The organism is Sphingomonas kyeonggiensis, from assembly GCF_030812785.1.
GTDB lineage: Bacteria > Pseudomonadota > Alphaproteobacteria > Sphingomonadales > Sphingomonadaceae > Sphingomonas > Sphingomonas kyeonggiensis_B.
This window is the reverse complement of record NZ_JAUSTJ010000002.1, coordinates 1,129,195-1,151,346: the sequence shown is the minus strand read 5'-3', so window position 1 is coordinate 1,151,346 and position 22,152 is coordinate 1,129,195. Positions and strand designations below refer to the sequence as shown.

Annotated in this window: 26 protein-coding genes; 16 read left to right on the top strand and 10 right to left on the bottom strand. The window is 67.2% G+C overall.

Annotation, left to right across the window (positions count from 1 at the left end; genetic code table 11):
* The first annotated feature begins 93 nt into the window (after positions 1-93).
* The 15 genes from J2W22_RS14995 (at position 94) to J2W22_RS14925 (ending at position 12,335) form a co-directional block, all read left to right on the top strand.
* Positions 94-270 carry a hypothetical protein gene (locus tag J2W22_RS14995; protein WP_307119039.1) on the top strand — a complete coding sequence of 59 codons (177 nt, stop codon included), beginning with the start codon at positions 94-96 and terminating at the stop codon, positions 268-270.
* Positions 267-782: a hypothetical protein gene (locus J2W22_RS14990; RefSeq protein WP_307119038.1), complete on the top strand. Its 516-nt coding sequence runs from the start codon at positions 267-269 to the stop codon at positions 780-782. Before J2W22_RS14995 ends, J2W22_RS14990 begins: the two co-directional genes overlap by 4 nt.
* Positions 782-1,102, top strand: coding sequence for an ogr/Delta-like zinc finger family protein (locus J2W22_RS14985; protein WP_307119037.1), 321 nt, complete (start codon positions 782-784; stop codon positions 1,100-1,102). The genes J2W22_RS14990 and J2W22_RS14985 overlap by 1 nt, the downstream gene beginning before the upstream one ends.
* A gap of 81 nt (positions 1,103-1,183) precedes the next feature.
* Positions 1,184-1,633 carry a helix-turn-helix domain-containing protein gene (locus J2W22_RS14980; RefSeq protein ID WP_307119036.1) on the top strand — a complete coding sequence of 150 codons (450 nt, stop codon included), beginning with the start codon at positions 1,184-1,186 and terminating at the stop codon, positions 1,631-1,633.
* Between the two features lie 44 nt (positions 1,634-1,677).
* Positions 1,678-1,896, top strand: a complete 219-nt coding sequence (locus tag J2W22_RS14975) for a hypothetical protein (RefSeq protein ID WP_307119035.1) — start codon at positions 1,678-1,680, stop codon at positions 1,894-1,896.
* A gap of 2 nt (positions 1,897-1,898) precedes the next feature.
* The gene (locus J2W22_RS14970; protein ID WP_307119034.1) at positions 1,899-2,054 is read left to right on the top strand and encodes a hypothetical protein; all 156 of its coding nucleotides are present in this window, start codon (positions 1,899-1,901) and stop codon (positions 2,052-2,054) included.
* On the top strand, positions 2,044-2,280 hold the full coding sequence (locus J2W22_RS14965) for a DUF2312 domain-containing protein (RefSeq protein WP_307119033.1): 237 nt from the start codon (positions 2,044-2,046) through the stop codon (positions 2,278-2,280). The genes J2W22_RS14970 and J2W22_RS14965 overlap by 11 nt, the downstream gene beginning before the upstream one ends.
* Before the next feature lie 2 nt (positions 2,281-2,282).
* A complete protein-coding gene (locus tag J2W22_RS14960) occupies positions 2,283-2,489 on the top strand; it encodes a hypothetical protein (protein ID WP_307119032.1) in 207 nt (68 codons plus the stop codon).
* Positions 2,486-2,794: a hypothetical protein gene (locus tag J2W22_RS14955; protein WP_307119031.1), complete on the top strand. Its 309-nt coding sequence runs from the start codon at positions 2,486-2,488 to the stop codon at positions 2,792-2,794. The genes J2W22_RS14960 and J2W22_RS14955 overlap by 4 nt, the downstream gene beginning before the upstream one ends.
* A 93-nt stretch (positions 2,795-2,887) precedes the next feature.
* Positions 2,888-4,996 (top strand): ParB/RepB/Spo0J family partition protein, encoded by a 2,109-nt coding sequence (locus tag J2W22_RS14950; RefSeq protein WP_307119030.1) that lies wholly within the window; start codon positions 2,888-2,890, stop codon positions 4,994-4,996.
* Positions 4,993-5,628 carry a hypothetical protein gene (locus tag J2W22_RS14945; protein WP_307119029.1) on the top strand — a complete coding sequence of 212 codons (636 nt, stop codon included), beginning with the start codon at positions 4,993-4,995 and terminating at the stop codon, positions 5,626-5,628. The genes J2W22_RS14950 and J2W22_RS14945 overlap by 4 nt, the downstream gene beginning before the upstream one ends.
* A gap of 74 nt (positions 5,629-5,702) precedes the next feature.
* Entirely contained in the window at positions 5,703-5,921 is a 219-nt protein-coding gene (locus J2W22_RS14940; RefSeq protein WP_307119028.1) for a helix-turn-helix transcriptional regulator, read from the top strand.
* 786 nt (positions 5,922-6,707) lie between these two features.
* Positions 6,708-9,218 carry a TonB-dependent receptor domain-containing protein gene (locus tag J2W22_RS14935; RefSeq protein ID WP_307119027.1) on the top strand — a complete coding sequence of 837 codons (2,511 nt, stop codon included), beginning with the start codon at positions 6,708-6,710 and terminating at the stop codon, positions 9,216-9,218.
* A 137-nt stretch (positions 9,219-9,355) separates the two neighbouring features.
* On the top strand, positions 9,356-11,203 hold the full coding sequence (locus J2W22_RS14930) for a methyl-accepting chemotaxis protein (protein WP_307119026.1): 1,848 nt from the start codon (positions 9,356-9,358) through the stop codon (positions 11,201-11,203).
* A 91-nt stretch (positions 11,204-11,294) separates the two neighbouring features.
* Positions 11,295-12,335 carry a DUF2332 domain-containing protein gene (locus J2W22_RS14925; protein WP_307119025.1) on the top strand — a complete coding sequence of 347 codons (1,041 nt, stop codon included), beginning with the start codon at positions 11,295-11,297 and terminating at the stop codon, positions 12,333-12,335.
* Between the two features lie 16 nt (positions 12,336-12,351).
* Here J2W22_RS14925 and J2W22_RS14920 read toward each other — a convergent pair whose 3' ends face one another.
* The 3 genes from J2W22_RS14920 to rpmE form a co-directional block, all read right to left on the bottom strand.
* On the bottom strand, positions 12,352-12,870 hold the full coding sequence (locus J2W22_RS14920) for a hypothetical protein (RefSeq protein WP_307119024.1): 519 nt from the start codon (positions 12,868-12,870) through the stop codon (positions 12,352-12,354).
* A 93-nt stretch (positions 12,871-12,963) separates the two neighbouring features.
* The gene (locus J2W22_RS14915; RefSeq protein WP_307119023.1) at positions 12,964-13,221 is read right to left on the bottom strand and encodes a PilZ domain-containing protein; all 258 of its coding nucleotides are present in this window, start codon (positions 13,219-13,221) and stop codon (positions 12,964-12,966) included.
* Between the two features lie 139 nt (positions 13,222-13,360).
* Positions 13,361-13,591: a 50S ribosomal protein L31 gene (rpmE, locus tag J2W22_RS14910; protein ID WP_086130097.1), complete on the bottom strand. Its 231-nt coding sequence runs from the start codon at positions 13,589-13,591 to the stop codon at positions 13,361-13,363.
* Between the two features lie 126 nt (positions 13,592-13,717).
* Between rpmE and J2W22_RS14905 the strand changes: the two genes are divergently transcribed.
* Entirely contained in the window at positions 13,718-14,164 is a 447-nt protein-coding gene (locus J2W22_RS14905) for a hypothetical protein (RefSeq protein ID WP_307119022.1), read from the top strand.
* Positions 14,165-14,241: 77 nt separating this feature from the next.
* On the opposite strand, the gene fabZ is transcribed toward J2W22_RS14905, so the two are convergent.
* The 7 genes from fabZ to J2W22_RS14870 form a co-directional block, all read right to left on the bottom strand.
* The gene (gene fabZ, locus J2W22_RS14900) at positions 14,242-14,721 is read right to left on the bottom strand and encodes a 3-hydroxyacyl-ACP dehydratase FabZ (protein WP_307119021.1); all 480 of its coding nucleotides are present in this window, start codon (positions 14,719-14,721) and stop codon (positions 14,242-14,244) included.
* Positions 14,718-15,473, bottom strand: a complete 756-nt coding sequence (locus J2W22_RS14895; RefSeq protein ID WP_307119020.1) for an OmpH family outer membrane protein — start codon at positions 15,471-15,473, stop codon at positions 14,718-14,720. Before J2W22_RS14895 ends, fabZ begins: the two co-directional genes overlap by 4 nt.
* The gene (bamA, locus tag J2W22_RS14890) at positions 15,473-18,244 is read right to left on the bottom strand and encodes an outer membrane protein assembly factor BamA (RefSeq protein ID WP_307119019.1); all 2,772 of its coding nucleotides are present in this window, start codon (positions 18,242-18,244) and stop codon (positions 15,473-15,475) included. The genes J2W22_RS14895 and bamA overlap by 1 nt, the downstream gene beginning before the upstream one ends.
* Before the next feature lie 68 nt (positions 18,245-18,312).
* A complete protein-coding gene (locus J2W22_RS14885; protein ID WP_307119018.1) occupies positions 18,313-19,446 on the bottom strand; it encodes a M50 family metallopeptidase in 1,134 nt (377 codons plus the stop codon).
* Positions 19,443-20,600 (bottom strand): 1-deoxy-D-xylulose-5-phosphate reductoisomerase, encoded by a 1,158-nt coding sequence (gene dxr, locus J2W22_RS14880; protein ID WP_307119017.1) that lies wholly within the window; start codon positions 20,598-20,600, stop codon positions 19,443-19,445. Before dxr ends, J2W22_RS14885 begins: the two co-directional genes overlap by 4 nt.
* Positions 20,597-21,391 (bottom strand): phosphatidate cytidylyltransferase, encoded by a 795-nt coding sequence (locus J2W22_RS14875; RefSeq protein WP_307119016.1) that lies wholly within the window; start codon positions 21,389-21,391, stop codon positions 20,597-20,599. Before J2W22_RS14875 ends, dxr begins: the two co-directional genes overlap by 4 nt.
* Entirely contained in the window at positions 21,388-22,119 is a 732-nt protein-coding gene (locus tag J2W22_RS14870) for an isoprenyl transferase (protein WP_307119015.1), read from the bottom strand. The genes J2W22_RS14875 and J2W22_RS14870 overlap by 4 nt, the downstream gene beginning before the upstream one ends.
* Positions 22,120-22,152: the final 33 nt, after the last annotated feature.

Sequence of the window (22,152 nt, the reverse complement as noted above, 5' to 3'; positions counted from 1 at the left end):
TGCTTTCCCGTTTCCCGCGAGCGCACAACGCGCCTCGGGTCGCCTCCGGCGCCGGCCGTCCCTCTCGTCGCCGGCGCCGGCCAGGTGCAGCGCATGACCCTGCAGGGCGCCTCGACCCTCTGCCTTCTTGTCGGTGGCCTGATCTGCGCCGCCGGTATCGTCGTCGGCCGCCGTGCGAGGGACCTGCCACGGGCCCGCGCCGTGCGTGCAAACCTGGTCGTGCTGGGCACCGGCTTGCTCGCCGTCGGCCTGCTGGGGCTGCTGCGATGACCAAGCTCCGCGCCCCGGTCAGCTTCGAACGCGCCCTGGTGCGCATCGCCGATCACCTTGGCTGGGACGGGTGCGCCGCCGTGGTCTCACAGCGGCGCGGCAAGACCGTCGCGGTACGCACGGTGACCAACTGGTCGGAGCCGGACACCAGCGCGATGATCTCGCTCGAGGACGCTTTCGCGCTCGAGCTCGCCTATCGCCGCGCCGGCGGCGAGGGCTCGCCCTTCGCCGATTGCTTCGTCTCGCGCATCAAAGCCGAACAGCACAGCAGTGTTAGCACCGCCGAGGAACTGACCCGACGGGTGGCCAAACAGATCAAGGAGGGCGGCGAGGCCAATTCGGCCGTGGTGCTCGCCCTCGCACCGAATGCGACCGATGCGGACCTCGCCCTCGCCCGGCGCGAGCTCGAGGAATCGATCGAGGCGCAACAGAGCACGCTCGCGCTGCTGACCGGCGGCACAGGGCCCGATGGCAGTAAGCCCGAGCATGCGCCCCACGGGGGGGCAAACTAGTGAGCAGGAGCCCACACGGTCTGCTTTGTCCCGATTGCGGCGGTCGCCTCGCGATCCGCTCCAGTCGGCAGGAGGGAACCACCCTCCGGCAGGTCTTCTACCAGTGCGAGAATATCGAGGCCTGCGGCGCCTCCTTCGGCGGTGCCGTCGAGATCACACACCGGATCTCGGCGGGCGTGTCGCCGAAGCCGTTCGCCGGCCTCCGCACGGTGCCGCCGCGCAGGCGTGCCGCGAACGATACCGACCCTGCGCGGACCAGCGGCCCGGAGGTGCCGCCAGCCAGCAATGACGACAGTGTCGATCACGCGCTGAGCCAGTAGCGCCGCCCTCCCCCGTCACCGCCGGACCTGCAAGCAATCAGCTTGCGGGGACGGATTTCTGCTGCCCGAAAGGATCGCCCGATGGTCATGTCACCTGGCACCTACATCCGGAAACGCCGCGAGGCCCAAGGCCTGTCGATCGACGACGTCGCCGGCATCGTCGGCACCGTGCCGCACCTGGACCGGCTCGGCCGCGTCGAATGGCTCTGCCTGCTCGAAGCGGACAAGGTGCCGATCACGGCCGACGTCGTCGCCTGCCTTGCCAAGGCATTCCCGTTCGATGGGGCGGTCCTGCACGCGCTGACGGAGATCCACGCCGGCGAGGATCGGTCTCCTCCGCAGCTCTGCCGTATTTGCGCCTGCAGCGATCGCCTGCCCTGCCGTGACGATATTCTGGGGCTCTGCACCCTGATCGCCCCGGACCTGTGCAACGCCTGCCCCGTCGACGAGCCGGGCGAGGGAGCGCAGCCTGTCGGCGACGAGGGCGACACCGCCCCGGAACCCGACCATAGCCAGGGAATGGCAGCGTGAGCGCGGCGCAGTCCCGGCGCCCGCGCGCCCTCCGCCCTGCCCGCATGGTCATCCAGCGGCGCCGCGGCGCGGTCCACCCGATGGGCTGCACCTGCGGTGTGCACAAGCCAAGGCGGACCCCCAGCGACGGCTCCTTCCTCGATCGCATGAGCCTGCCCGGGATCTTCCTGCTCGGCCTGTCAATCGGCCTGCTGCTGATCGCCACTCTCGCCGGACCCAAGGCGGCGCTGCTCGCTGCCACCGGCATCGTGTGGGCAGGTTGACCATGGTGCTGATCGATATCGCCAAGGAAGTCGCCCAGCGCGTCGAGCTCGCCGCCCGGGCCTTCGATGAACTCGCCCAGGATCTCGATGCCTGGCCCGGTGCCGTCGCAAGCGGCTGGGCCTCCACTCCAAAGAAGGACCCCGTCCATGTCCGATAGCATTTCGGCCGAACAGTTGCGCCTGTTCATCGAGCGCGTCGAGCGCCTCGAGGAAGAGAAGAAGGGCATCAGCGACGACATCAGGGATGTCTATGCCGAGGCCAAGTCGACCGGCTTTGACGTGAAGACGATGCGCAACATCGTCCGCCTGCGCCGGATGGAGAAGCACCACCGCGACGAAGCGGAGATGCTGCTCGAAACCTACAAGCAAGCGCTGGGGATCTGACGATGCAGACGCCTTGGTCCACCGACGTCCGCCTCGATCGCGACGGCGACAACATCGTCGTCGAGCTGATGCTCAGCACCGATCCCGGCCCCGCCCGCGGCTTCCGCCACTTTCTCGATGTCCCCCTGGACGAGGCGCACGCGACCGAGCTGCTCGGCAAGCTGGCCCTCGCGCTCGACGAGCGCCGCCGCCTGCAGGGGGGCGCATGATGGGGGCCGCCGAGATTTTGCCGCCGGTGCCGTACCCGGCACCGCTGCCAGGCCCGATCTTCGTCGTGCCTGGTGGCGAGGTCATTCTTCCGTTCAGCCCCACCAAGGTCGCGGTGGAGCGGCTGCAGGCCGGCTTGCTGATCGAAGCCTGGTATCCGGCGCCAGAGCTGGGCGGCACCCTGCTGGTGTTCGCCGCCGGCGATAGCGGCAAGCGTCTCACGACGATCGCGCACCGCTCCGCGCTGCGCGCGGCCATCCTCGATCTGCAGTCGATCGAGGCCCAGCTCCAAGCGTGGGCCACGTGAAGCTGCCCTCCATCGATGTCCCGAAGCACTGCACGCCGGCGGTTGCACCCGCCGGCGTGCGCGTACGCCCCGAAGCAACCGAGGAACACGCCCATGCCGACTAGTACAATGACTATCGCGCAACTAGAGGTTTCCCCCTGGAACGCGCGCCGCGACAACCGCCCGCTCACCCCTGCCAAGATCGAATCGATGGGCCGATCGCTCGCTGCGAACGGACAGTTGATGCCCCTGGTCGTGCACCCGATGCGCGGCAACAAGGCCAAGTGGGGCGTCTTCGCCGGCAAGCGCCGGTTGAAGGGTTTCACCTGGGCGATCAAGCAAGGGTTGCTTCCGATCGATCACCCGATCGACGTGGCGGTGCGCGACGTCCAGTCCGAGGCCGAGCTGATCGCTCTGTCGGTGGTGGAGAATGTGGAGCGCGAGGATCTCTACGATTATGAGCTCTATGCCGCGGTCGCCGCCTCACACCGCAAGGGGAAGACGCTCGAGCAGCTGGCCGGCCTCTACACCCGCGACATCGACTGGATCCGCCGCGCCGTCCGGATCGGCGGTCTTCCGAAGCCGATCTTCGATTCCTATACCGATGGTTCTCTGACGCTGCAGTGCGCTAAGGCGTTCGCCGTCAGCACCGACGAGAAGGCGCAGCTGGAGGCGTTCAAGGCCTTCCAGCAGCAGCCCATGCACAAGCGCACCGCCGACCTGGTCCGCCAGTTGCTCAAGGTCGGTGACCAGGAGCTCGGCCGCCTCCTGAAATTCGTTGGTGACCAGGCCTATCGCGCGAAGAACGGCGGCTTCGAGCTCGATCTATTCGCCGATGACGGCGAGCAGCGGGGGATCATCACCCATGAGGGCCTGCTTCGCGAGCTCGCCGGCGCGAAGCTGGACGAACTTCGGGGCCAGATCCGCCGCCAGACCAGCCGCCCGCAGCTGCGCTTTCAGGCCGAGCCGCCGAAGAACGACTTCGACATGGCCGACCATAGCCTGGAGATCAAACCTCCGCTGGGCCCGCTCTGCCCCGAAGATGATCTCCGCCTCGCCTCGCTGCGCAGGGACGAGGACGACTTGGTCGAGCGCGGCCGCGCCTATGTCGGCGCCGACGGCCGCCAGCTGCCGGGCACTGAGGCTCAGGTCGCCGCCCTCGACGCAATCGACGCGGAGATCGAACTGCAGATTGCCGAGGTGGAAGCCCGGCGTCCGATCCCCCTGCCAGACGGCGATATCGTCGCCACGATCAGCATCAATGACAGCGGCCGAGCCGAGCCGGCGTTCTGGTGGACGAGCAAGAAGGCGAAGGCCGAAGCGACCCGACCCGAACCAAAAGCCGTGCCGGCGCAACGCCCGGCGCCTGACGCCAAGCCCGCCCGCCCGCTTAAGCCCGGCGCCGCGTTGAAGCCGCCGATCGGCGAACCCTTCGTCGCAAGAGGACAGGCCGACAGTCAGGCAAAGGCGACCTTCGGCCTGACCCAGGATGGCGTTCAGACCATGCGCTCGCTCCGCCGCGCGATGCTCCGCGCGCTCCTCGGCGAAGATGCCCAGGCCGGCGGCTCGGTAGGCCGCGATTACTTCCTATGGTCGCAGCTGCGCATGGCGCTGACCAGCGATGGCAGCGCCGCCGTCGGAATGGTGCCCTTGGCGCGCCCCGACAGGGATGACGAGCCCGGCCGCGCAATGATCGACGAAGTCGAAGGGAACGGCTTCGCCGGGATGCTTCGTGCCATCGCGACCATGCCCTGCTTCACCGAGGCCGATCTCCCTAAGGCCTTCGCCGCGTTTCAGGACCTTCCCGACCGGGAGAAGAACTTCGCAGCCGCGGTGCTCGCCGGCTTCGCTCTCGAGCGATCGCTCGACCTGCCCGGTTACGAAATCCCGATGCATGATCACGTCGCGCTCGACACCGGGATCGGTGCCGACCGCGAGCTGCGCGCCAGCCGCGTGTTCACGCCGACCGCCAGCTTCTTCCGCGCGTTCTCGAAGGATCATTGCCTTGAGATCGCCGTGCCCTTCATCTCGATGGCAGGCACCGCGACCTGGGCCAAGCTCCGGGCAGGCGCGCTCACCGACTATATGGCCCGCCTGTTTGCCGGCGACTCCGCCGAGATGCTGCCCGGCGCCGCCTCGCCAAAGGATTGGGTGCACCCCGCGCTCAGCTTCAAATCGCAGGCTGCGAAGGCCGGACCCGACGAATTGGAGGGGATTGCATGAGCGCCTCGAGCCTCTCTCCCCGCGAGACGATGGTCTACCGACTTCTCGAGGAAGCCGCCAATGATGGGCGTCCCTGCCCGACCAATGCGGCGATCGCGCAGACCTTCGAGGGCTCAGCCAGCGACGCGACCTATATCCTTCGGGGAATCGAACAGAAGGGCTTGATCCGGGTCGACCGCTTCAACCGTGCCCGCCGGGTGACCATCGTGGCCACCGGCCGCGCAACAGAAGAAATCAAGGGTGTACCCAACAAGGCACCTGAGACGACTGGCGCCGACCTGGTTCGCCGCCTTCGTCGGATCGCCTGCGAGAAAGGCGTCCCGCTACACACGCTCTGCGCGCCACTGACGGGGCAGCCATCTTCCTTCGTGGCTCAGCTCGAACGCGCGCAGCGCCCGAGCCGGTCCACACTCGAGCGCGTGACTGCGCTGCTCGAGGGCCGCCAGGTGCCGGCGCGGCCGCAGCGGGAAAAGCCGACGATCGAGGTGACACGAGGGCCGGTGCTGACGATCGCCCAGGAGGCCACGATGCGCGTCGATCGCGATCCCTGCCCACGGTGCGGCGTCCGCCGCGACATCGGGTGCGACCACACGACCAGGGCAATCTCTTCGAGGGTCTCACAATGGGCGTAGGCCTTCAAAGGGGCTCCAGACGCTCTGATCGGCGCTCGCCCTCCTTCACCGACCACCGTCTAGCGAGTGCCACAATGAACCAGGTGCCGAGCGAACCGACCGCGGAACGGCCCCATGGCCGCCTCCTCAGCATGAAGGAGGTTTGTAGAGAGACCTCGTACCACCGCGCGACCATCTACCGTCACATCCAGGCGGGAACGTTCCCGCAGCGCCGGCGCCTCGGAAAGCGTCGGGTGGGCTGGTTCGAGAGCGAAATTGAGGCGTGGAAGGCCGCTCAGCCGATCGCCGACTAAGAAAATTGCTGTCCCGCCGCCCCACGGGGAGGGGCATCGGTGGGGGCATCCTTCAACCTAGGGCCTGAATAATCGAATGATAGCGGGGGTTTATCCTATGTTCCTCACTGCCACCCTCTCCGCCAGCCCTTGTCTTGGAACCTCGCATAAGCTCGGGCGGCCGTTCGGTCTCGCGAACCCGGCCCGGGTTCGAACCCTTCCCCGCTACGCTCCACCACATCTCCCAGCGCCTCCGCCACCACCCGCCCGGAGCGCGGACATGTGTCCGTCATGCAACAATGCATGCCGAATTTGCGACACCGCGCGGCTGCCTCCCGAAGAACCCGTTGCTTCTCAGAGATATACAGATTCTGCGCAGAATATTTATTTTACGTAGTTTCGACACCTCGCAGACACGCCCGGCTATATTAACCGCGTGGCCCTCCGGCCACATGAGGGGGAAGGAGCAAGGCCAGGCGCAGCTGTCCGGCGAGGGCAGCGCTATATTCCAGGGACAGGCAGCGACGGCGTAGCGCGCCGTTTCGCCATGTCGACGCGAGGAGCTTGGGGGAACCGCTCCGCGCGAACGCAATCCGGCATCGCAACAGGCCTAAGCCAGCGTGACGCCCGTCGCGCCGGGCAGCCTCCTTGCGCGCCCAGCGCGTCCGCACCGCCCGGCAGGCCTCCTTCCGCATCGGTTTCCGCTTCGCCCGCGCCACGCCCGGCCGGGCCGAAGCAGCAGAACATACGAGATTCCAGGGAGCACGACCCGTCCGGGTCACCATTTCAAGGTGGGTAAAGCATAACATGAAGAAGCATTTCCTGTTGATCACCGTCGCCCCGTTCGCGCTGGTCGCTCCGGCCATGGCGTCGGAAACCACGCCGGCCGCCCCGGTCGTCGCCGGCAAGGACGCCAAGCCCGAGGGCGAGAAGCAGAACGCCCCGGCCGCCAAGAAGACCGAGGAGGTCTTCTCGACCGGCGTCGCCAAGGGCCGCGACCGCCTCGACAGCGCCACCTCGACCAGCGCCCTGCGCGCCAGCGAGATCGACAAGATCGGCGCCCGCTCGATCTCCGAAATCCTGCGCGACATCCCCGGCATCCGCTCGGAAGCATCGACCGGTGAAGGCAGCGCCAACATCACCATCCGCGGCCTGCCGATCGCCTCGACCGGCGCCAAGTTCCTGCAGCTGCAGGAAGACGGCCTGCCCGTGCTCGAATTCGGCGACATCGCCTTCGCGACCGCCGACACCTTCCTGCGCGCCGACCTGAACCTGGCCGCGGTGGAAGCGATCCGCGGCGGCTCGGCCTCGACCTTCGCGTCGAACTCGCCCGGCGGCATCGTCAACTTCATCTCGAAGACCGGCGACGTCGAAGGCGGCTCGGTCCAGCTCTCGGCCGGCCTCGACTATGGCATGCGCCGCATCGACTTCGACTATGGCGCGAAAATCACCCCGACGCTGCGCTTCCATGTCGGCGGCTTCTATCGCGACGGCGAAGGCCCGCGCGCGACCGGCTTCACCTCGACCCGCGGCGGCCAGATCAAGCTGAACGTCACCAAGGAGTTCGACGGCGGTTATATCCGCTTCTACGCCAAGTATCTGGATGACCGTACGCCCGCGTACGACATCACCCCGATCGCGGTGAGCGGCACCAACGCCGATCCGAAGTACAAGAACATCGCGGGCTATGACGTGCGTCACGACTCGCTGTTCTCGAAGTTCTACCAGACCCAGCTGACCCTGGACGGCAACAACCAGCCGGTGCGCGACGACGTGACCGCCGGCCAGCACCCGATCCAGAAGTCGGTCGGCCTCGAGGCCAAGTTCGACATCGCCGGCTGGGACGTGACCGAGAAGTTCCGCTACTCGAACATGTCCAACCACTATATGGGCATCTACTACACCCAGTTCGTGCCCGCGGCCGCGATGCCGGCGGCGTTCGGCGCCCCGGGCGGCACGCTGCGCTATGCCAGCGGCCCGAACACCGGCTCGGTGATCACCAGCCCGTCGACGCTCAACGGCAACGGCCTGGGCGCGCTGATGATGCTCGCCGACACCGACCTGAACGACCTGAGCAACGTCACCAACGACATCCGCGCCAGCAAGGTGTGGAAGCTCGGCGGCAACGACCTGACCACCACGGTCGGCCTCTACAGCTCGCACCAGAACATCGACTCCGACTGGAACTGGGCGACCGTGCTCAGCGGCATCTCGGACAATGGCGATGCCCAGCTGCTCGACGTCGCCACCGCCGGCGGCGTGAAGGTCACCCAGGACGGCACGCTGCGCTATGGCGCGCCGACCCCGGGCCAGTTCCGCCGCGGCTACAAGCTCGGCTACACCACCAACGCGCCCTTCGCCTCGGTCAACCTCAAGATCGGCGGCGTCGCGATCGGCGGCTCGATCCGCTATGACTTCGGCAAGGCCGAAGGCACGGTGTTCGGTGCCGACCTGGGCGGTGGCCGCGTCGGCGTCGCCCCGCGCGACGTCAATGGCGACGGCGTGATCTCGGTTCCGGAAATGGCCGTGGCGATCACCCCCGCCACCCCCGGCGTGGTCGACTACACCTATGGCTATCTGAGCTACTCGGCCGGCATCAACTGGCGCATCGCCGAGCCGCTCGCGGTCTTCGCGCGCTATAGCCGCGGCGGCCGTGCCAATGGCGACCGCATCCAGTTCAGCCCGCTGGTCAACCCGAACACCGGCAAGATGGTCGACAAGGACAATGCGGTCGACGTCGTGCACCAGGCCGAGGCGGGCGTTAAGTACCGCAACGAGAACCTGACGCTGAACCTCACCGGCTTCTGGGCCAAGGCCGAGGACAGCAACCTCGACTCGACCACCGGCCTGCCGCTGCTGCGCGACTACAAGGCGATCGGCGCCGAGTTCGAGGGCAGCTACCGCATGGGCATCTTCAGCCTGACCGCGGGTGCGACCTACACCGATGCGGAGATCACGAACGACGTGTTCACCCCGGCAAACAGCGGCAACACGCCGCAGCACCAGGCGAAGCTGATCTACCAGGTGACCCCGCAGATCACGACCGACAAGTTCAGCGTCGGCGCGGTCGTCATCGGGACCACCGGCAGCTGGGCCACCGCCGCGAACACGCTGAAGGTGCCGGGCTACACGACGACCAACGCGTTCGTGCAATTCCGTCCGCTCGACAAGGTCACGCTGTCGCTCAACGCCGCCAATCTCTTCGACGTCATCGCGATCACTGCGATCGACGACGCGGTGATCCCGGCGGTGGGTGTGGCCCGGGCCCATGTGCTCAACGGCCGCACCATCTCGGCGGCGGTCCGCTTCGACTTCTGATGGGGAAAGGGACCCGGGCGGCGCGAGGGGGCGCAGCCCGGGTCCCGATCCGTATCGGAAGGCCCCCTTTGAGGGTGGCGACACCTGCGGTCGCAAGAGCCGCCACCTGGAAAGGCTAGGAATATATGCTGAAGGCCATGAAGATACCCAGGAAGCTGGGGCTTTCGTTCCTGACGATCTGCGCGACGGCGGCTGTCGTGATGCTGGTGTTCTACTCCAGCATCTCGTCGATTCGCGGCTCGACCGACGCGAACAATCTCAGCCAGTCGATCCACGCCAAGACGCTGACGCTGGAGACCGCGCTGCTGCGCCAGAACAGCCAGATGCGCGGCTTCCTGGTCACCGGCGACGAGACCTATCTCAAGTCGTACAACGAGGGCCGCGAGGACTATGACAAGACCTCGGCAGAGCTTGAGGGGCTGCTGAAGGGCGAGCCCAAGCTGCTCGACGCGCTGCTCAAGTCGCGCGAAGAGACGCTCAAGTGGCGCAAGGACTGGAGCGATCGCCTGATCGCCAAGGTCAAGTCCGGCCAGCGTGATGCGGCCGAGGCGGACGTGCGCGCCGCCGGCAAGGCCGTGCTGACCAGTGCCGCCGTGCTGCCGCTGCGCGACATCAAGGATGCGCAGAATGCGCTGATCGAGAAGAACGGCGCGAGCCAGGAATCCGCGATCGGCACGGCGCTGTGGGTCCTCGCCCTCGGCGCGCTCGCGCTGATCGGCATCGCCGTCACGCTCGCGGTGATGCTCACCCGGCTGATCGCGGCCCCGGTCTCGGGCCTCACCCGGACGATGGCGGATCTCGCCGCCGGCCGGAACGATATCGCGGTGCCGGACACGGATCGCGGCGACGAGCTGGGCGACATGGCCCGCGCCGTGCTGGTGTTCCGCGACGCGGCGGTCGCCAAGCAGGCGTCCGACGCCGCCAATGCCAAGGCGGAAGCCGAGCAGAAGATGGTCGTCGAGACCGTCTCGGCGCATCTCTCCGAGCTCGCCGGCGGCAATCTCACCGCCGAGATCACCCAGGCCTTCCCGGGCGACTATGAAGCGGTAAAGACCAACTTCAACGCCGCCGTGGGCGAACTGCGCAGCCTGATCGCCTCGGTGATGGAATCGACCCAGTCGATCAACACCGGCTCGAACGAGATCGCCCAGGCCTCGGAAGATCTCGCCCGCCGCACCGAAGCCAATGCCGCCAGCCTCGAGGAGACGGCTGCCGCGGTGACCCAGATGAACGGCCGCCTGCGCGCGACCGCCGATGCGGCCAACCGCACCGTCTCGCGCGCCGACGAGACGATCGCCACGGTCACCAATGGCCGCGAGACCGCGGACGAGGCGATGCAGGCGATGAACCGGGTCAGCGACAGCGCCAAGGGCATCGACAGCGTCATCGAAGGGCTCGACAAGATCGCCTTCCAGACGCGCGTTCTCGCGATGAACGCGGCGGTCGAGGCCGGCCGTGCCGGCGAGGCGGGCCGTGGCTTCGCAGTCGTCGCCGACCTGGTTTCGGCTCTGGCGATGCGTGCCGAGGAAGAGGCCGGCCGTGCCCGCGACCAGCTGACCGCGACCCAGACCGACATCGTGTCGGCGGTCGAGGCAGTGCAGAAGGTCGATGGCGCCCTCGCCGACATCTCGACCGGCGTCGGCGAGGTCCACTCGCTGCTCGGCGAGATGGCGACCGACAACCAGGCCCAGGCCACCGCGATCAGCGAGGTCAGCACGGCGATCGGCGCGATGGACCAGTCGACCCAGCAGAATGCGGCGATGGTCGAGGAAACCTCGGCGGCGGCGCGTCACCTCGCCAGCGAAGTGACCACGCTCTCCGAGCAGGCCCGTCGCTTCAACGTCGGCGGAGCCGGCCATGGCGGCGGCCGCAAGCCGGCGCGTGGCGGGTTCGACATCGCGGCCCGGCCGCTGCCGGCCGCGGCGATCCCGGCGCTGGTCCGGCCGACCAACGGCGCTGCGCTCGACGACTGGCAGTCCTTCTGAAGACCACCGGCCCGGAGGCGTCATGCCGCCGGGCCGGACCCTTTCGTACCTGCATGTCTCCGCTCCTTTCAGGGGCGGCAAGGAAAACAGAATGAACATGATGGTGCCCAATGCCGCCGCGGGGGAGCTCCACCGCCAGGCCCGGGTCGCACGGCGGCTCGGCTCGCCCTTTGTCGCATCGGTGCTCGAGGCCGGGCATCGCCAGCTCTTCCTGGCGCCGCGCACCTCCGCGCTGATCGCCGGCTGGCCGCGTGATCCTTCCGCCTCGGCGCTCGCGATGCGCTTCAACGCCGCGTTGCACGCGCTGGCGCGGCGGGGCGAGCCTGCCGCCCTGCGCGCGCTCTATGCCCGCGAGCATGACGATTATGATGGCGCGATCGGCGCTGCCCTCGCCGCCTCGGACGATTTCATCGCCCATTGGATGCAGGATACGCCGCAGACCAACGAAGTCGGCCGCGCCGCCGCGATCGGTGCCGCGCTGATGGTGGTGCGCCGCAAGTTCGACCTGCCCTTCGAGCTGCTCGAGCTGGGCTCGAGCTGCGGGCTCAACCTCAATCTAGCGCGCTATGGCTATGACCTGGGCGGCGTGCTGGCGGGCGACATGGAGTCGCCGGTGCACGTCGTGCCCTTGTGGACGGGCCCCGCGCCCTTCCCCGCTCCGATCGAGGTGGCGGCGGCGCGTGGCGTCGACCTCAACCCGCTCGATGCCGGCGATGCGGCGACGCGCGAGCGGCTGCTCTCCTATGTCTGGGCCGACCAGCCCGGCCGCGCCCGCCGGCTCGAGCGTGCGCTCGACCTGGCGCTGTGCCATCCGCCGCGGATCGACCGGCAGGACGCCGCCTCCTGGCTCGTCGAGCGCCTGGCCGAGCCGCAGGATTCTGGCCGCTGCCGCGTCGTCTTCCACTCGATGGTGCTGCAATATCTGAGCGGCGAGGATCGCGGCACGGTGCTGCGCGCGATCCACGGCGCTGGCGCACGGGCCACGGCCGAGCGTCCGCTGGCCTGGATCGGCTTCGAATGGACGCCGACGCGCAGCGAGGTGCACCTGACGCTCACCTGCTGGCCGAGCGGCGAGACGCGCAGGCTCGCGACCTGCCACGCCTATGGCAACTGGATCGACTGGCTTGGCTGAACAGGTGTCCGGGGGATCAGTCCCCCGGCATCGCCTTCCACAGTGCGGAAGCGACCCCGCCCCCGCCTACGCTGACCGGCGAGGTGTCCGACTTCCCGTCGATCTTGAGAACCAGCATGGTACTCAACGCCGAACGGCGAAAACGCGGCTTTCTATGGTCGGAAAGCGTATCGTACACCGCCCAGCTACCCCCACGCGCGCTGGTGGCATTCTCGCTGTTCTCCACCACCGCGAGATGCCAGTCCCGCGCGGCCTTCATCTCGGCGACCGACGTGCCGGACTGCAGCCGCACCGGGGGCTGCGAAACAGTTGCGGTGGTAAGATCGGGACGTTCGAGGCCGCGATAGGCGATCGGAACGAAGGTCGCAGGCCGGGAAACCGCGACCTTGCGGCCGGGCGCCGCCGGACGCACACCGCCATCGGCGGCGAGCATCGCCTTCACGTTCGGGACGATCGGCAGGTCCTTGTCGCCAGCCATTACCGTCGTGGGCGCGGCACATGCCGCCGCGCAAAGCAGCAGACCCTTGAGCATCACCAGTTTCCCCAGCAGGTGAAGTTGGCCAAAGATGTCTTAGTTTGAACACAAGCGCAATCGCCCCGCGCCTCCTTTCGGCGCGTGGTGCCATCGTTATGCCGTAAGTGTCTCGAAAGCTTCGCGAGTAAGCGAGGTCTGGAACTCGAGGCCCGCCTCGAAATCGTTCGACCAGACCACGCGGGCCGCGACATGCCCGACATTGGGCAGCGCCAGCCAGATCATCGAATTGGCGCGGACTTCGGAATAGGTCTGGATTCGCGCGCCGTGCAGCGACACGTCCACCACCTTACAGAGCGCGCGGTCCAGTCCGCCGCGGCCGATCTTCGCGTCGAGCGAGACCGGCGCACGCATGGAACGCCGCCGGCCCAGTTCCTCGGCCGGTTCGAATTCCGCTGCGAATGCTCGTGCTGCGCTTGCCATGCCAGGCAAGCTACCCTCGGCTGGCTAACGGCGCGTTAACGAGGTAATGCGCCGAAAGCCCACCAGAATTTTACTTCTTGCCGAGGTTGAGGCCGCCGAAGCGCTTGTTGAAGCGCGCGACCTGGCCACCCTGATCGAGGAGACGCTGCGAACCGCCGGTCCAGGCCGGGTGCGCCAGCGGGTCGATGTCGAGGGTCATCGTGTCGCCTTCCTTGCCCCAGGTGGAGCGGGTCTCGTACACGGTGCCGTCGGTCATCTGCACCTTGATCATGTGGTAGTCGGGGTGGGTATCTTTCTTCACGTTGAATTCCTTGCAAAGCCACCGGTTTCCGACCGGCAGAAGAGGCGCGCGCCTAGCAGAGACGAAGCCGCTAGGCAACGGCCAAGCCCCAATATAGGCTGACAGGACGCAACCGGGAGCAACGTCGTGGACAGCTTTCCCAAGATCGCCCGTCCCTGCCCCGTCGCCGACCGGCTGGACACGGTGATGGACGGCGATTTCTGCCGCGAATGCAGCAAGCGGGTAACCGACCTCGATCCGCTCGGCGATGCGGAACGGCTCCGCACGCTAGCCACCGCGCAGGGCGCGCTATGCGTTTCCTATCGTCGCCCGGCCGGGAAGGCGGTGATCGCCGCGGCGGCGCTGGCCGCAAGCATCGCGACGTTCCCCGCCGCGGCACAGGAAGCGCCCGCCGCGCAGGTCGCACCGGCGGACGTGTCGATGGATGAGATCGTGGTTGGTGGTGCGCCGATACTCACACGGTCCGAACGCATACGCTATCTGCGTGAGGCACGCCGGCTCGAACGGCAGGAGAAAGCCGCCGAACGCCGGGCGGAGCGTGCCAGAAACCGGAACCCGAGACCATCGGACTAGCCGGACGCCGGACAGCAGAACGCCGGCAAGACGGGGTCACCCCATCCGCCGGCGTCTGACTTAATTGCAATCGCCGCTCAGGCTGCGGGCGGATCCGCGATCATCGCGGTGAACTCGCACTCGGTGGCGACTTCGCCGTTCAGCAGCGCCTTGCCTGCAAACTTGCAGACGCGCGACCGCTTCTGGATGAACTCGACCTCGAGGCGGAGCAGCACGCCAGGTTCGACCGGCTTGCGGAACTTCACCCCGTCTATCGACATGAAATAGACGAGCTTGCCCGATCCGGCGAGGCCAAGGCTCTCGACCGCGAGCACGCCCGCCGCCTGCGCCAGCGCCTCCACCTGGAGGACGCCGGGCATGATCGGCCTTCCGGGGAAATGCCCCTGAAAGAATTCCTCGTTCATCGAGACCGCCTTGATCGCGGCGATTCGCTGGTCGGGGACCAGCTCCTCGACGCGATCGACGAGCAGCATCGGGTAACGATGCGGCAGCGCCGCCATCACCCGCTTGATGTCAAGCGGACCGATGTCGACGGCTGCCGTTGCTTCCTCGCTCACCGCGGCTCAGCAGGCTTCTTGGCGCCGGCAGCGGCAGGCGCAGGCGCCGCGGCAGCCGGAGCGGCACCGGCAGCGCGCTGCTGCTGGGCAGCGGCCTGATAGGCGCGGACCTGCTCGATCTGGGCCAGCTGCTGCTGCAGCGCCAGCGTCTCACGGGCCGGCTGCCAGTCGGCTGGCGGCTGGATGCCCACGGTCGGCGTCGCCTTGTCGAGCTCGGCGGTGATCGCGTCGCTGATGTCGGCCGAATCGGGCGCGTACATGAACACTTCCGGCGACAGCACCACGCCGATCTTGCGGGCGGTGACGACGCGCAGCTGGGCCGGCTCATACTGGCGCAGGATCGACTCGATCGCGAACAGCTCGGCGCGGGCGGCCGGATTGCTCAGCTTCTGGACGTCGGTGTTCGCAGAGTTCTGCAGCGCGGCGATCTTGTCGAGCACCGGGTTCTTGGCAGCCTGGGCAGCCTTGAGCTCGGCGTCATCGACCTTCTTGTCCTTGTTGGTGTCGAGCTGGGCGAGAAGCGGCTCGGCTTCCTTCTGGGCAGCCTGGCGACGGGCGTTGATCTGCTCGAACGCGGTCTTGTAGGTCGTCTGGATCTGCTGCTGGGCAGCATTGAACGCCTTGGAGGCATCGATGACGCGGACCGGGCTGGCGGTGGCGATGCCGTTGACCTGTGCGTGCGCGGGAGCCGCGACGACAAGCGCGGCGGGTGCCGCGAGCAGCGCTGCGAAGATGCGCTTCTTGGTAATCATCAGAATTGAGTCCCTACGTTGAAGGTTACAAGCTTGGTGTCGTCGCCCTTGGCGTGGAGCAACGTCTTGGCCACGTCGATACGCAGCGGGCCGAAGGGCGAATTCCAGTTCACGCCGAAGCCGATCGACAGGCGCGGCGACGGGCTGTCGCCGACATAGCGCTCGTAAAACGGCGTGATCGGAGAATTGGCAATGGCGTTGATCGAGGTACCGACGCACGGCGCGGTCGCGCTGGCGGCGTAACCGACCTTACAGGTCGTGTAGAAGCCCGAATAGGTCGCGTCGGACGCACTCACGATGTAGAGTTGGTTGCCCGAGCCGTCCTTCAGGAAATTGTCCTTGGGCAGCAGCGTCGGCGAACCGTCCTGATTGAACAGCAGCTTGCCGCTGGCGTCCGTCGCCTGCGCGAACTCGATTGTCTTGCCCGGACGGGTGATGTTGAACAGGCTGCCCGCCATGACGAAGATCGACGGACGCAGGCCCATTTCGGCCGCACCAGCGCCCAGCGGAATCTCGAGCTCGGCCTTGGTCAGGTAATAGGCCTTGCCGCCGATCGCGTCGTCGATGATCTGGTCGCGGTCGGTGACCAGCAGCTGGGTGCCCGCGGTGGGATCGCCCGTATAGTTGATGCGCTGGACGCGCGGGCCGACGCCGCGGATGTCGAAGCCGCGGAACTGCGGCTCGCCCAGGTAGAAGCGGTCGGTGATGCGCACCGGATCGATGCCCGCGCCGCGGCTCTTCTCCAGGCTGTGGATATAGCCGCCCTCGACCGACAGCGAGGCGATGAAGCCGCTGCCGACGTTCCAGTACTTGTCGCCATCGAAGCGCGCGCGCAGGTAGCGCACGTCGCCGCCCACGCCGGCGAAGTCACCGCTCAGCGACAACCGCTGACCGCGCGACGGACGCAGGCGGCTGTTGAGGCTGTCATAGGTCAGCGTCACGCCGACCAGCGAGGTGATGCGATTACCCACCGCCTCGCAATAATAACGGCCGGCCTTGAGCGGATCGCAGACGCCATCGGTGTAGAAGCTCGTCTTGTCGAGCGTCACATCGTCCTGGGCGAGATAGTAGCGGCCCGACAGCGTCCAGTATTCGGTCAACGGCACACCGGCGACGACCTGGAAGCCGGTCGAGACCTGGCTGTAGGTGGTCGAGCGATCCGAGCCGATATAGTTGAACGCGTTATAGTCGCGGCGGAAAAGCGTTCCGCCCAGCGCGATGTTCTTGTCGAACAGATAAGGTTCGGTGAAGCCCAGCTCGACCGACTTCGAATAGCTCGAATAGTCGACCGAAGCGGAGACCGTCTGGCCCATACCGCGGAAGTTGCGCTGGCGGATCGACGCCTGAAGGATGAACTGCTCGAGGCTCGAGAAGCCGGCCGACAGCGTCAGTTCGCCGTTCGCGCGCTCTTCGACATTGGCCTTGAGCACGATGCGGTCCGGCGCCGAGCCCTCGGCACGCTCGATCTCGAACTTGTCCTGGAAATAGCCCAGCGAGTTGATGCGGTCCTGCGAGCGCTTGACCAGGAAAGTGTTGAAGGCATCGCCCTCGGCCACGCGGAACTCGCGGCGGATCACCTTGTCCTGGGTCTGGCGGTTGCCGGTGATGTCGATGCGCTCGATATACGTGCGGTTCGCTTCGGCGATGTGGAAATTCATCCCCATCGTCAGCGATTCCTTGTCGCGCTGGAAGTCGGGGCGGACATCGGCGAATGCGTAGCCGGCGATGCCGGCGGTCTCGCTCAGCTGCTCGACCGTGTCTTCCACGGCCTTCGCATTGTACCAGTCGCCTTCCTTGATGCTCAGCGCGGCGGCGAGCTTCTTGTCGTCGAAGTCGCGAATCGCGCTATCGACGGTGACCGGACCGAACTTGTAGCGCGGGCCTTCCTCCACCACGTAGGTGATGATGAAGTCCTTCTTGTCCGGAGTCAGCTCGGCCACGGCCGAGATCACGCGGAAATCGGCATAGCCGTTGGTCAGGTAGAACTGGCGCAGCTTCTGCTGGTCATAGGCCAGGCGGTCCTGGTCATAGCTCGTGTTCGAGCTCATCAGGTGCATCAGGCTGGCGGTCTTGGTCGCCATCTCGCCGCGCAGCTTGCCGTCCGAGAACACCTCGTTGCCGATGATGTTGATCTGGCGGACCTTGGACTTCGGGCCCTCATGGACCTCGAAGATCACGTCGACGCGGTTCTGGTCGAGGCTGACCATCTTCGGCTCGACCACGGCGGCGAAGCGGCCTTGGCGGCGATAGAGCTCGACAATGCGCGCCACGTCGGCGCGAACCGCGGTGCGGGTGAAGATCTGGCGCGGCGCCAGCTTCACTTCCTTCTTGATCTTGTCTTCCTTGAGCCGCTTGTTGCCCTCGTAGATCACGCGGTTGATCACCGGGTTCTCGCGGATGCGGATCACCAGGTCGCCGGTCTCTACGCCTTCGATCGTCACGTCGGCGAGCAGATCCGAGGCGAGCAGGTCCTTGATCGCCTGGTCGATGGTCTCGTTGGTATAGGCGTCACCAACGCGCAGGCGGGTGTAGCTCATCACCGTTTCCGGCTCGATGCGCTGCGAACCCTGCACGCGGATCGACTTGATCGTCCGTGCCGCCGGTACCGGCACCGCGGGAGCGGGCGCGGCCTGGGCGGCCGGGGGCGTAGCCGCCGGAGCAGTCTGGGGCGCGGTCTGCGCGACGGCCATGCCCGAGAGCATCGTGCTCGCGAGAAGGGTCGTCGCCGTGGCGCGCGCGCCGATTTTCGTTGCCTTGATCGCAGTCACCATCCCACCCCAGTCGGAATCAAAATACCGGCCGTCAGCCACGCGGCTTGCACCGCCCTGCACGAACCACATCAGCCGATCAACCCGGCCAGATTTCTCCACACGCCGAACGTGCCGAGGTCATTGAACGTAACGAACAGCATGAGCGCGAGAATTGCGACCAAACCGCCCCGGTACGCCCACTCCATAACCTGCGGCTCCACCGGGCGGCGGCGGACGGCTTCTACTGCGTAGAACAGGAGATGGCCGCCATCCAGCACCGGAACTGGCAACAGGTTGATGAATCCCAGATTAATGGAGATCAGCGCGATCAGATAGACCAATTGGACCGGTCCCATTGCGAGAAACTCGCCCGAGACCTTGGCGATCTTGAGGGGGCCGCCCAGCTCGGTCACCGGGATGCGTCCCAGGATGATCCGCTGCAGCCCCTCGATCGTGGTCCACACGATTCCGATCGTCTGCGAAATCCCCTCGCCCGGCGCTTCCCAGAGCGCCACAGGCCTGATTTCAGATGCGCCGCGCCCGATGCCCAGCACACCGCGATGCGTGATGTTGCCGAACCGGTCCTTCTCGGTCAGCGAGCCGATCGTCGCGCTGGTCTGCAGGGCCTGGCCGCCTCTCTGATATTCGACCGTCACCGTCTCGCCCGAGCGGAGCATGGCGAACCTGCCGATATCGATGAAGTCCTCGACCTGCCGCCCGTCCAGCGCAACGATCCGGTCCCCGGCCTTGAGGCCCGAGCGCTCGGCCGCGCTCCCCGGCGCGACGCTGGCGATCACCGGTGGCGTCACGACCTTGCCATAGCCGACCGCGAAGGCGCTGAGGATCGCGATCGCGACCAGGAAGTTCATGATCGGGCCGGCGGCGACGATGATGGCGCGCTGCCACAGCGCCTTGGCCTGGAAGGTCTGCGCCCGCTCCCTGGCAGGCAGCGAGAGCCATTCGGGCGAAGGCTGGCTGGCCGGGTTCATGTCGCCGGCGAAGCGGACATAGCCGCCCAGCGGAAGCCAGCCGAACTTCCAGCGGGTGCCGCGCTTGTCGGTGAAACCGGCGATCTCGCGGCCGAAGCCGATCGAGAATTCCTCGGCCTTCACGCCGAACCAGCGCCCGGCGAGGTAATGGCCGAGCTCGTGCAGGAACACGAGCGGCCCGAGCACCAGCACGAAGGCGAGTACGGTGACCAGGATGCCGGGAGTTTGAATCAAGCGACGCCGTCCTTCACACGCTCGCCCGCGATCCGCCTAGCCTCGGCGTCGATTGCCCAAACGGCTTCGAGGCTTTCCGGAGCGACCGGGTCATAGCGGTCAAGCGTATCGGCAGAGATTGCGGCAATTTCAAGAAAGTTGAGCCGGCCCGAAAGGAAGGCCGCCACCGCCACTTCATTGGCCGCATTGAGGATCGCCGGACGGGCACCGCCCGCCTCCAGCGCCTCGCGGGCCAGCCGCAATGCAGGGAAGCGCACCGCATCGGGCGCCTCGAAGTCCAGCCTTGCCATTGCCACAAAGTCGAGCGGCGGCATCGGCGTCGCCATCCGGTCGGGCCAGGCCAGCGTATGGGCGATCGGCACGCGCATGTCGGACGGGCCCATCTGGGCCAGCACCGAACCGTCGACATATTCCACCATCGAGTGGATAACCGACTGGCGATGCACGAGAATCTCCAGCGCATCGTTCGCCACCGGAAACAGCCGCGCCGCCTCGATCAGCTCGAGGCCCTTGTTCATCATCGTCGCCGAATCGACCGAGATCTTGGCGCCCATCGACCAGTTGGGATGTGCGCAGGCCTGGGCCGGCGTCACGCCGCGCATCGCTTCCAGGTCCCAGTCGCGGAACGGGCCGCCGCTCGCGGTGAGGATGATGCGGCGTACTCTTTCGGGACGCTCGAAATCGAAGCACTGGTAGATCGCGTTGTGTTCCGAATCGGCGGGCAGGACCGTGGCGCCGTGACGTCCTGCCGCCGCGGTTACCAGGTCGCCGGCCGAGACCAGCGGCTCCTTGTTGGCGAGCACCACCGTGCCGCCCTGCTCCACCGCCGCCATCGCCGAGCCGAGCCCGGCCAGGCCGACGATCGCCGCCATCGTCCAGTCGGCGCCCATCCGCGCCGCCTCGCACACCGCCTGAGGACCGCCGGCAGCGGTGATCCCCGTCCCCGCCAGTCGCTCGCGCAACGCCGGCAGGCAGCTCTCGTCGGCGACCACGGCATGGCGCGCATTAGTCCGGATCGCCGCTGCGGCCAGCTTCTCGACATCGCAATTTGCGGTGAGCGCAACTACTTCGAATCGCTCGGGTTCGCGCTCGATCAGGTCGAGCGTCGAGCTGCCCACCGATCCGGTGGCGCCCAATATCGTCACGCTTTTCATCGGACGAGCCAGAGCACCAGCAAGGCGGCCACCGGCGCGCTCGCGACCAGCCCGTCGAGCCGGTCGAGCACGCCGCCATGGCCGGGCAGCAGATTGCCCGAATCCTTGACGCCGGCGCAGCGCTTCAGATGGCTCTCGAACAGGTCGCCGAGCTGCGCCAGCACGGCGAGCACCGGCGTCGCCCAGGCCAGCGCCACGGGCAGATCGAACAGCCAGACCAGCACGAAGGCGAACAGCGTCGCCCCCGCCACGCCGCCCAGGAACCCCGCCCAGGTCTTGTTCGGGCTGATCGCCGGGGCGAGCTTCGGCCCGCCGATCGCGCGTCCGGCGAAATAGGCGGCGCTGTCGCACGCCCAGACCAGCGCCATCGCCCAGAAGGTCAGCAGCATGCCCTGCACCGGCTGCTCGCGGATCGTCACCAGCGCCAGCACCGGCAGGCCGACATAGAAGGCGCCCAGGGCGAGCTGCCCGCCCTTGGCCACGATCGCCAGGAAGAAGAACACGCCGATGATCAGGCCGAGCGCGAGGAATTCCTGCCCCGTACTGCCCAGCTCGGGGGCCAGTCCCGGCAGCATCGCCGCCAGCGGCACCGAGATCGCATATTGGGCGAGCCGCTTGCCCTTCAGATTGGCGCCGGCGAGCATCGCCCATTCGCCCATCATCAGCACGCCGATCACGCTGACCACCATCCAGAAGCCCACGCCGCCGGAATAGAGCGCGGCAAAGGCCAGGCCGATCAAAACGAAGGCGACGCCCAGCCTCGTGGCGAGCTCGGAACCGGTCTTGCTCACAGGCCCCCGAAGCGGCGCTGGCGGCGGCCATATTGGTCGAGCGCATCGGCCAGCGCCTTCTCGTCGAAGTCCGGCCACAGCGTGTCGGTGAACAGGAACTCGGCATAGGCCGCCTGCCACAGCAGGAAGTTCGACAGGCGCTGCTCGCCCGAGGTGCGGATCAGCAGGTCGAGCGGCGGCAAGTCGCCGGTGTCGAGCGCCGCCTCGAACGCTTTCTCGTCGATGCCCGCAGGATCGATCTCGCCCGCCTTCGCCTTCTCCGCCAGCACCCGCGCCGCCTCGGCCAGCTCGGCCTGGGCGCCATAGTTGAGCGCGATCACCAGGGTCGGCCCCGGATTGTTCGCGGTGCGCGCGATCGCGCCGTCGATCATCGCGACCAGATCGGGCGAAAGCTTGCGCCACGCGCCGATGATCCGCAGCTTCACGCCCTCGGAGACCAGCTCGTCCAGCTCGCTCGCCAGGAAGTGGCGGAGCAGGCCCATCAGGTCCCGCACCTCCTCTTCCGGCCGCCGCCAATTCTCCGAGGAGAAGGCGTAGAGCGTCAGAACTTCGATCCCGAGCTTGCGCGCCGCGCGGCTGATCCGCCGCACCGCCTCGACGCCCTGCTTGTGCCCGGCGATGCGCGGCAGCAGACGCTTCTTCGCCCAGCGGCCATTGCCGTCCATGATGATGGCGACATGGCGCGGCGGCGCGGCGCCTTCCGACGCGGGAGCGGGCTTAGCGGCCATCGAAAGCGCCACTGACGTCATTCCGGCAAGCAA

What these genes read in the sequence shown, in the direction of transcription:
- J2W22_RS14995 (WP_307119039.1), top strand. Translation starts at nt 94, where the DNA reads ATGACCCTGCAGGGCGCCTCGACCCTCTGCCTTCTTGTCGGTGGCCTG.
- J2W22_RS14990 (WP_307119038.1), top strand. Translation starts at nt 267, where the DNA reads ATGACCAAGCTCCGCGCCCCGGTCAGCTTCGAACGCGCCCTGGTGCGC.
- J2W22_RS14980 (WP_307119036.1), top strand. Translation starts at nt 1,184, where the DNA reads ATGGTCATGTCACCTGGCACCTACATCCGGAAACGCCGCGAGGCCCAA.
- J2W22_RS14975 (WP_307119035.1), top strand. Translation starts at nt 1,678, where the DNA reads ATGGTCATCCAGCGGCGCCGCGGCGCGGTCCACCCGATGGGCTGCACC.
- J2W22_RS14970 (WP_307119034.1), top strand. Translation starts at nt 1,899, where the DNA reads ATGGTGCTGATCGATATCGCCAAGGAAGTCGCCCAGCGCGTCGAGCTC.
- J2W22_RS14965 (WP_307119033.1), top strand. Translation starts at nt 2,044, where the DNA reads ATGTCCGATAGCATTTCGGCCGAACAGTTGCGCCTGTTCATCGAGCGC.
- J2W22_RS14960 (WP_307119032.1), top strand. Translation starts at nt 2,283, where the DNA reads ATGCAGACGCCTTGGTCCACCGACGTCCGCCTCGATCGCGACGGCGAC.
- J2W22_RS14955 (WP_307119031.1), top strand. Translation starts at nt 2,486, where the DNA reads ATGATGGGGGCCGCCGAGATTTTGCCGCCGGTGCCGTACCCGGCACCG.
- J2W22_RS14950 (WP_307119030.1), top strand. Translation starts at nt 2,888, where the DNA reads ATGCCGACTAGTACAATGACTATCGCGCAACTAGAGGTTTCCCCCTGG.
- J2W22_RS14945 (WP_307119029.1), top strand. Translation starts at nt 4,993, where the DNA reads ATGAGCGCCTCGAGCCTCTCTCCCCGCGAGACGATGGTCTACCGACTT.
- J2W22_RS14940 (WP_307119028.1), top strand. Translation starts at nt 5,703, where the DNA reads ATGAACCAGGTGCCGAGCGAACCGACCGCGGAACGGCCCCATGGCCGC.
- J2W22_RS14935 (WP_307119027.1), top strand. Translation starts at nt 6,708, where the DNA reads ATGAAGAAGCATTTCCTGTTGATCACCGTCGCCCCGTTCGCGCTGGTC.
- J2W22_RS14930 (WP_307119026.1), top strand. Translation starts at nt 9,356, where the DNA reads ATGAAGATACCCAGGAAGCTGGGGCTTTCGTTCCTGACGATCTGCGCG.
- J2W22_RS14925 (WP_307119025.1), top strand. Translation starts at nt 11,295, where the DNA reads ATGAACATGATGGTGCCCAATGCCGCCGCGGGGGAGCTCCACCGCCAG.
- J2W22_RS14915 (WP_307119023.1), bottom strand. Translation starts at nt 13,221, where the DNA reads ATGCGTGCGCCGGTCTCGCTCGACGCGAAGATCGGCCGCGGCGGACTG.
- J2W22_RS14895 (WP_307119020.1), bottom strand. Translation starts at nt 15,473, where the DNA reads ATGATTACCAAGAAGCGCATCTTCGCAGCGCTGCTCGCGGCACCCGCC.
- bamA (WP_307119019.1), bottom strand. Translation starts at nt 18,244, where the DNA reads ATGGTGACTGCGATCAAGGCAACGAAAATCGGCGCGCGCGCCACGGCG.
- dxr (WP_307119017.1), bottom strand. Translation starts at nt 20,600, where the DNA reads ATGAAAAGCGTGACGATATTGGGCGCCACCGGATCGGTGGGCAGCTCG.
- J2W22_RS14870 (WP_307119015.1), bottom strand. Translation starts at nt 22,119, where the DNA reads ATGGCCGCTAAGCCCGCTCCCGCGTCGGAAGGCGCCGCGCCGCCGCGC.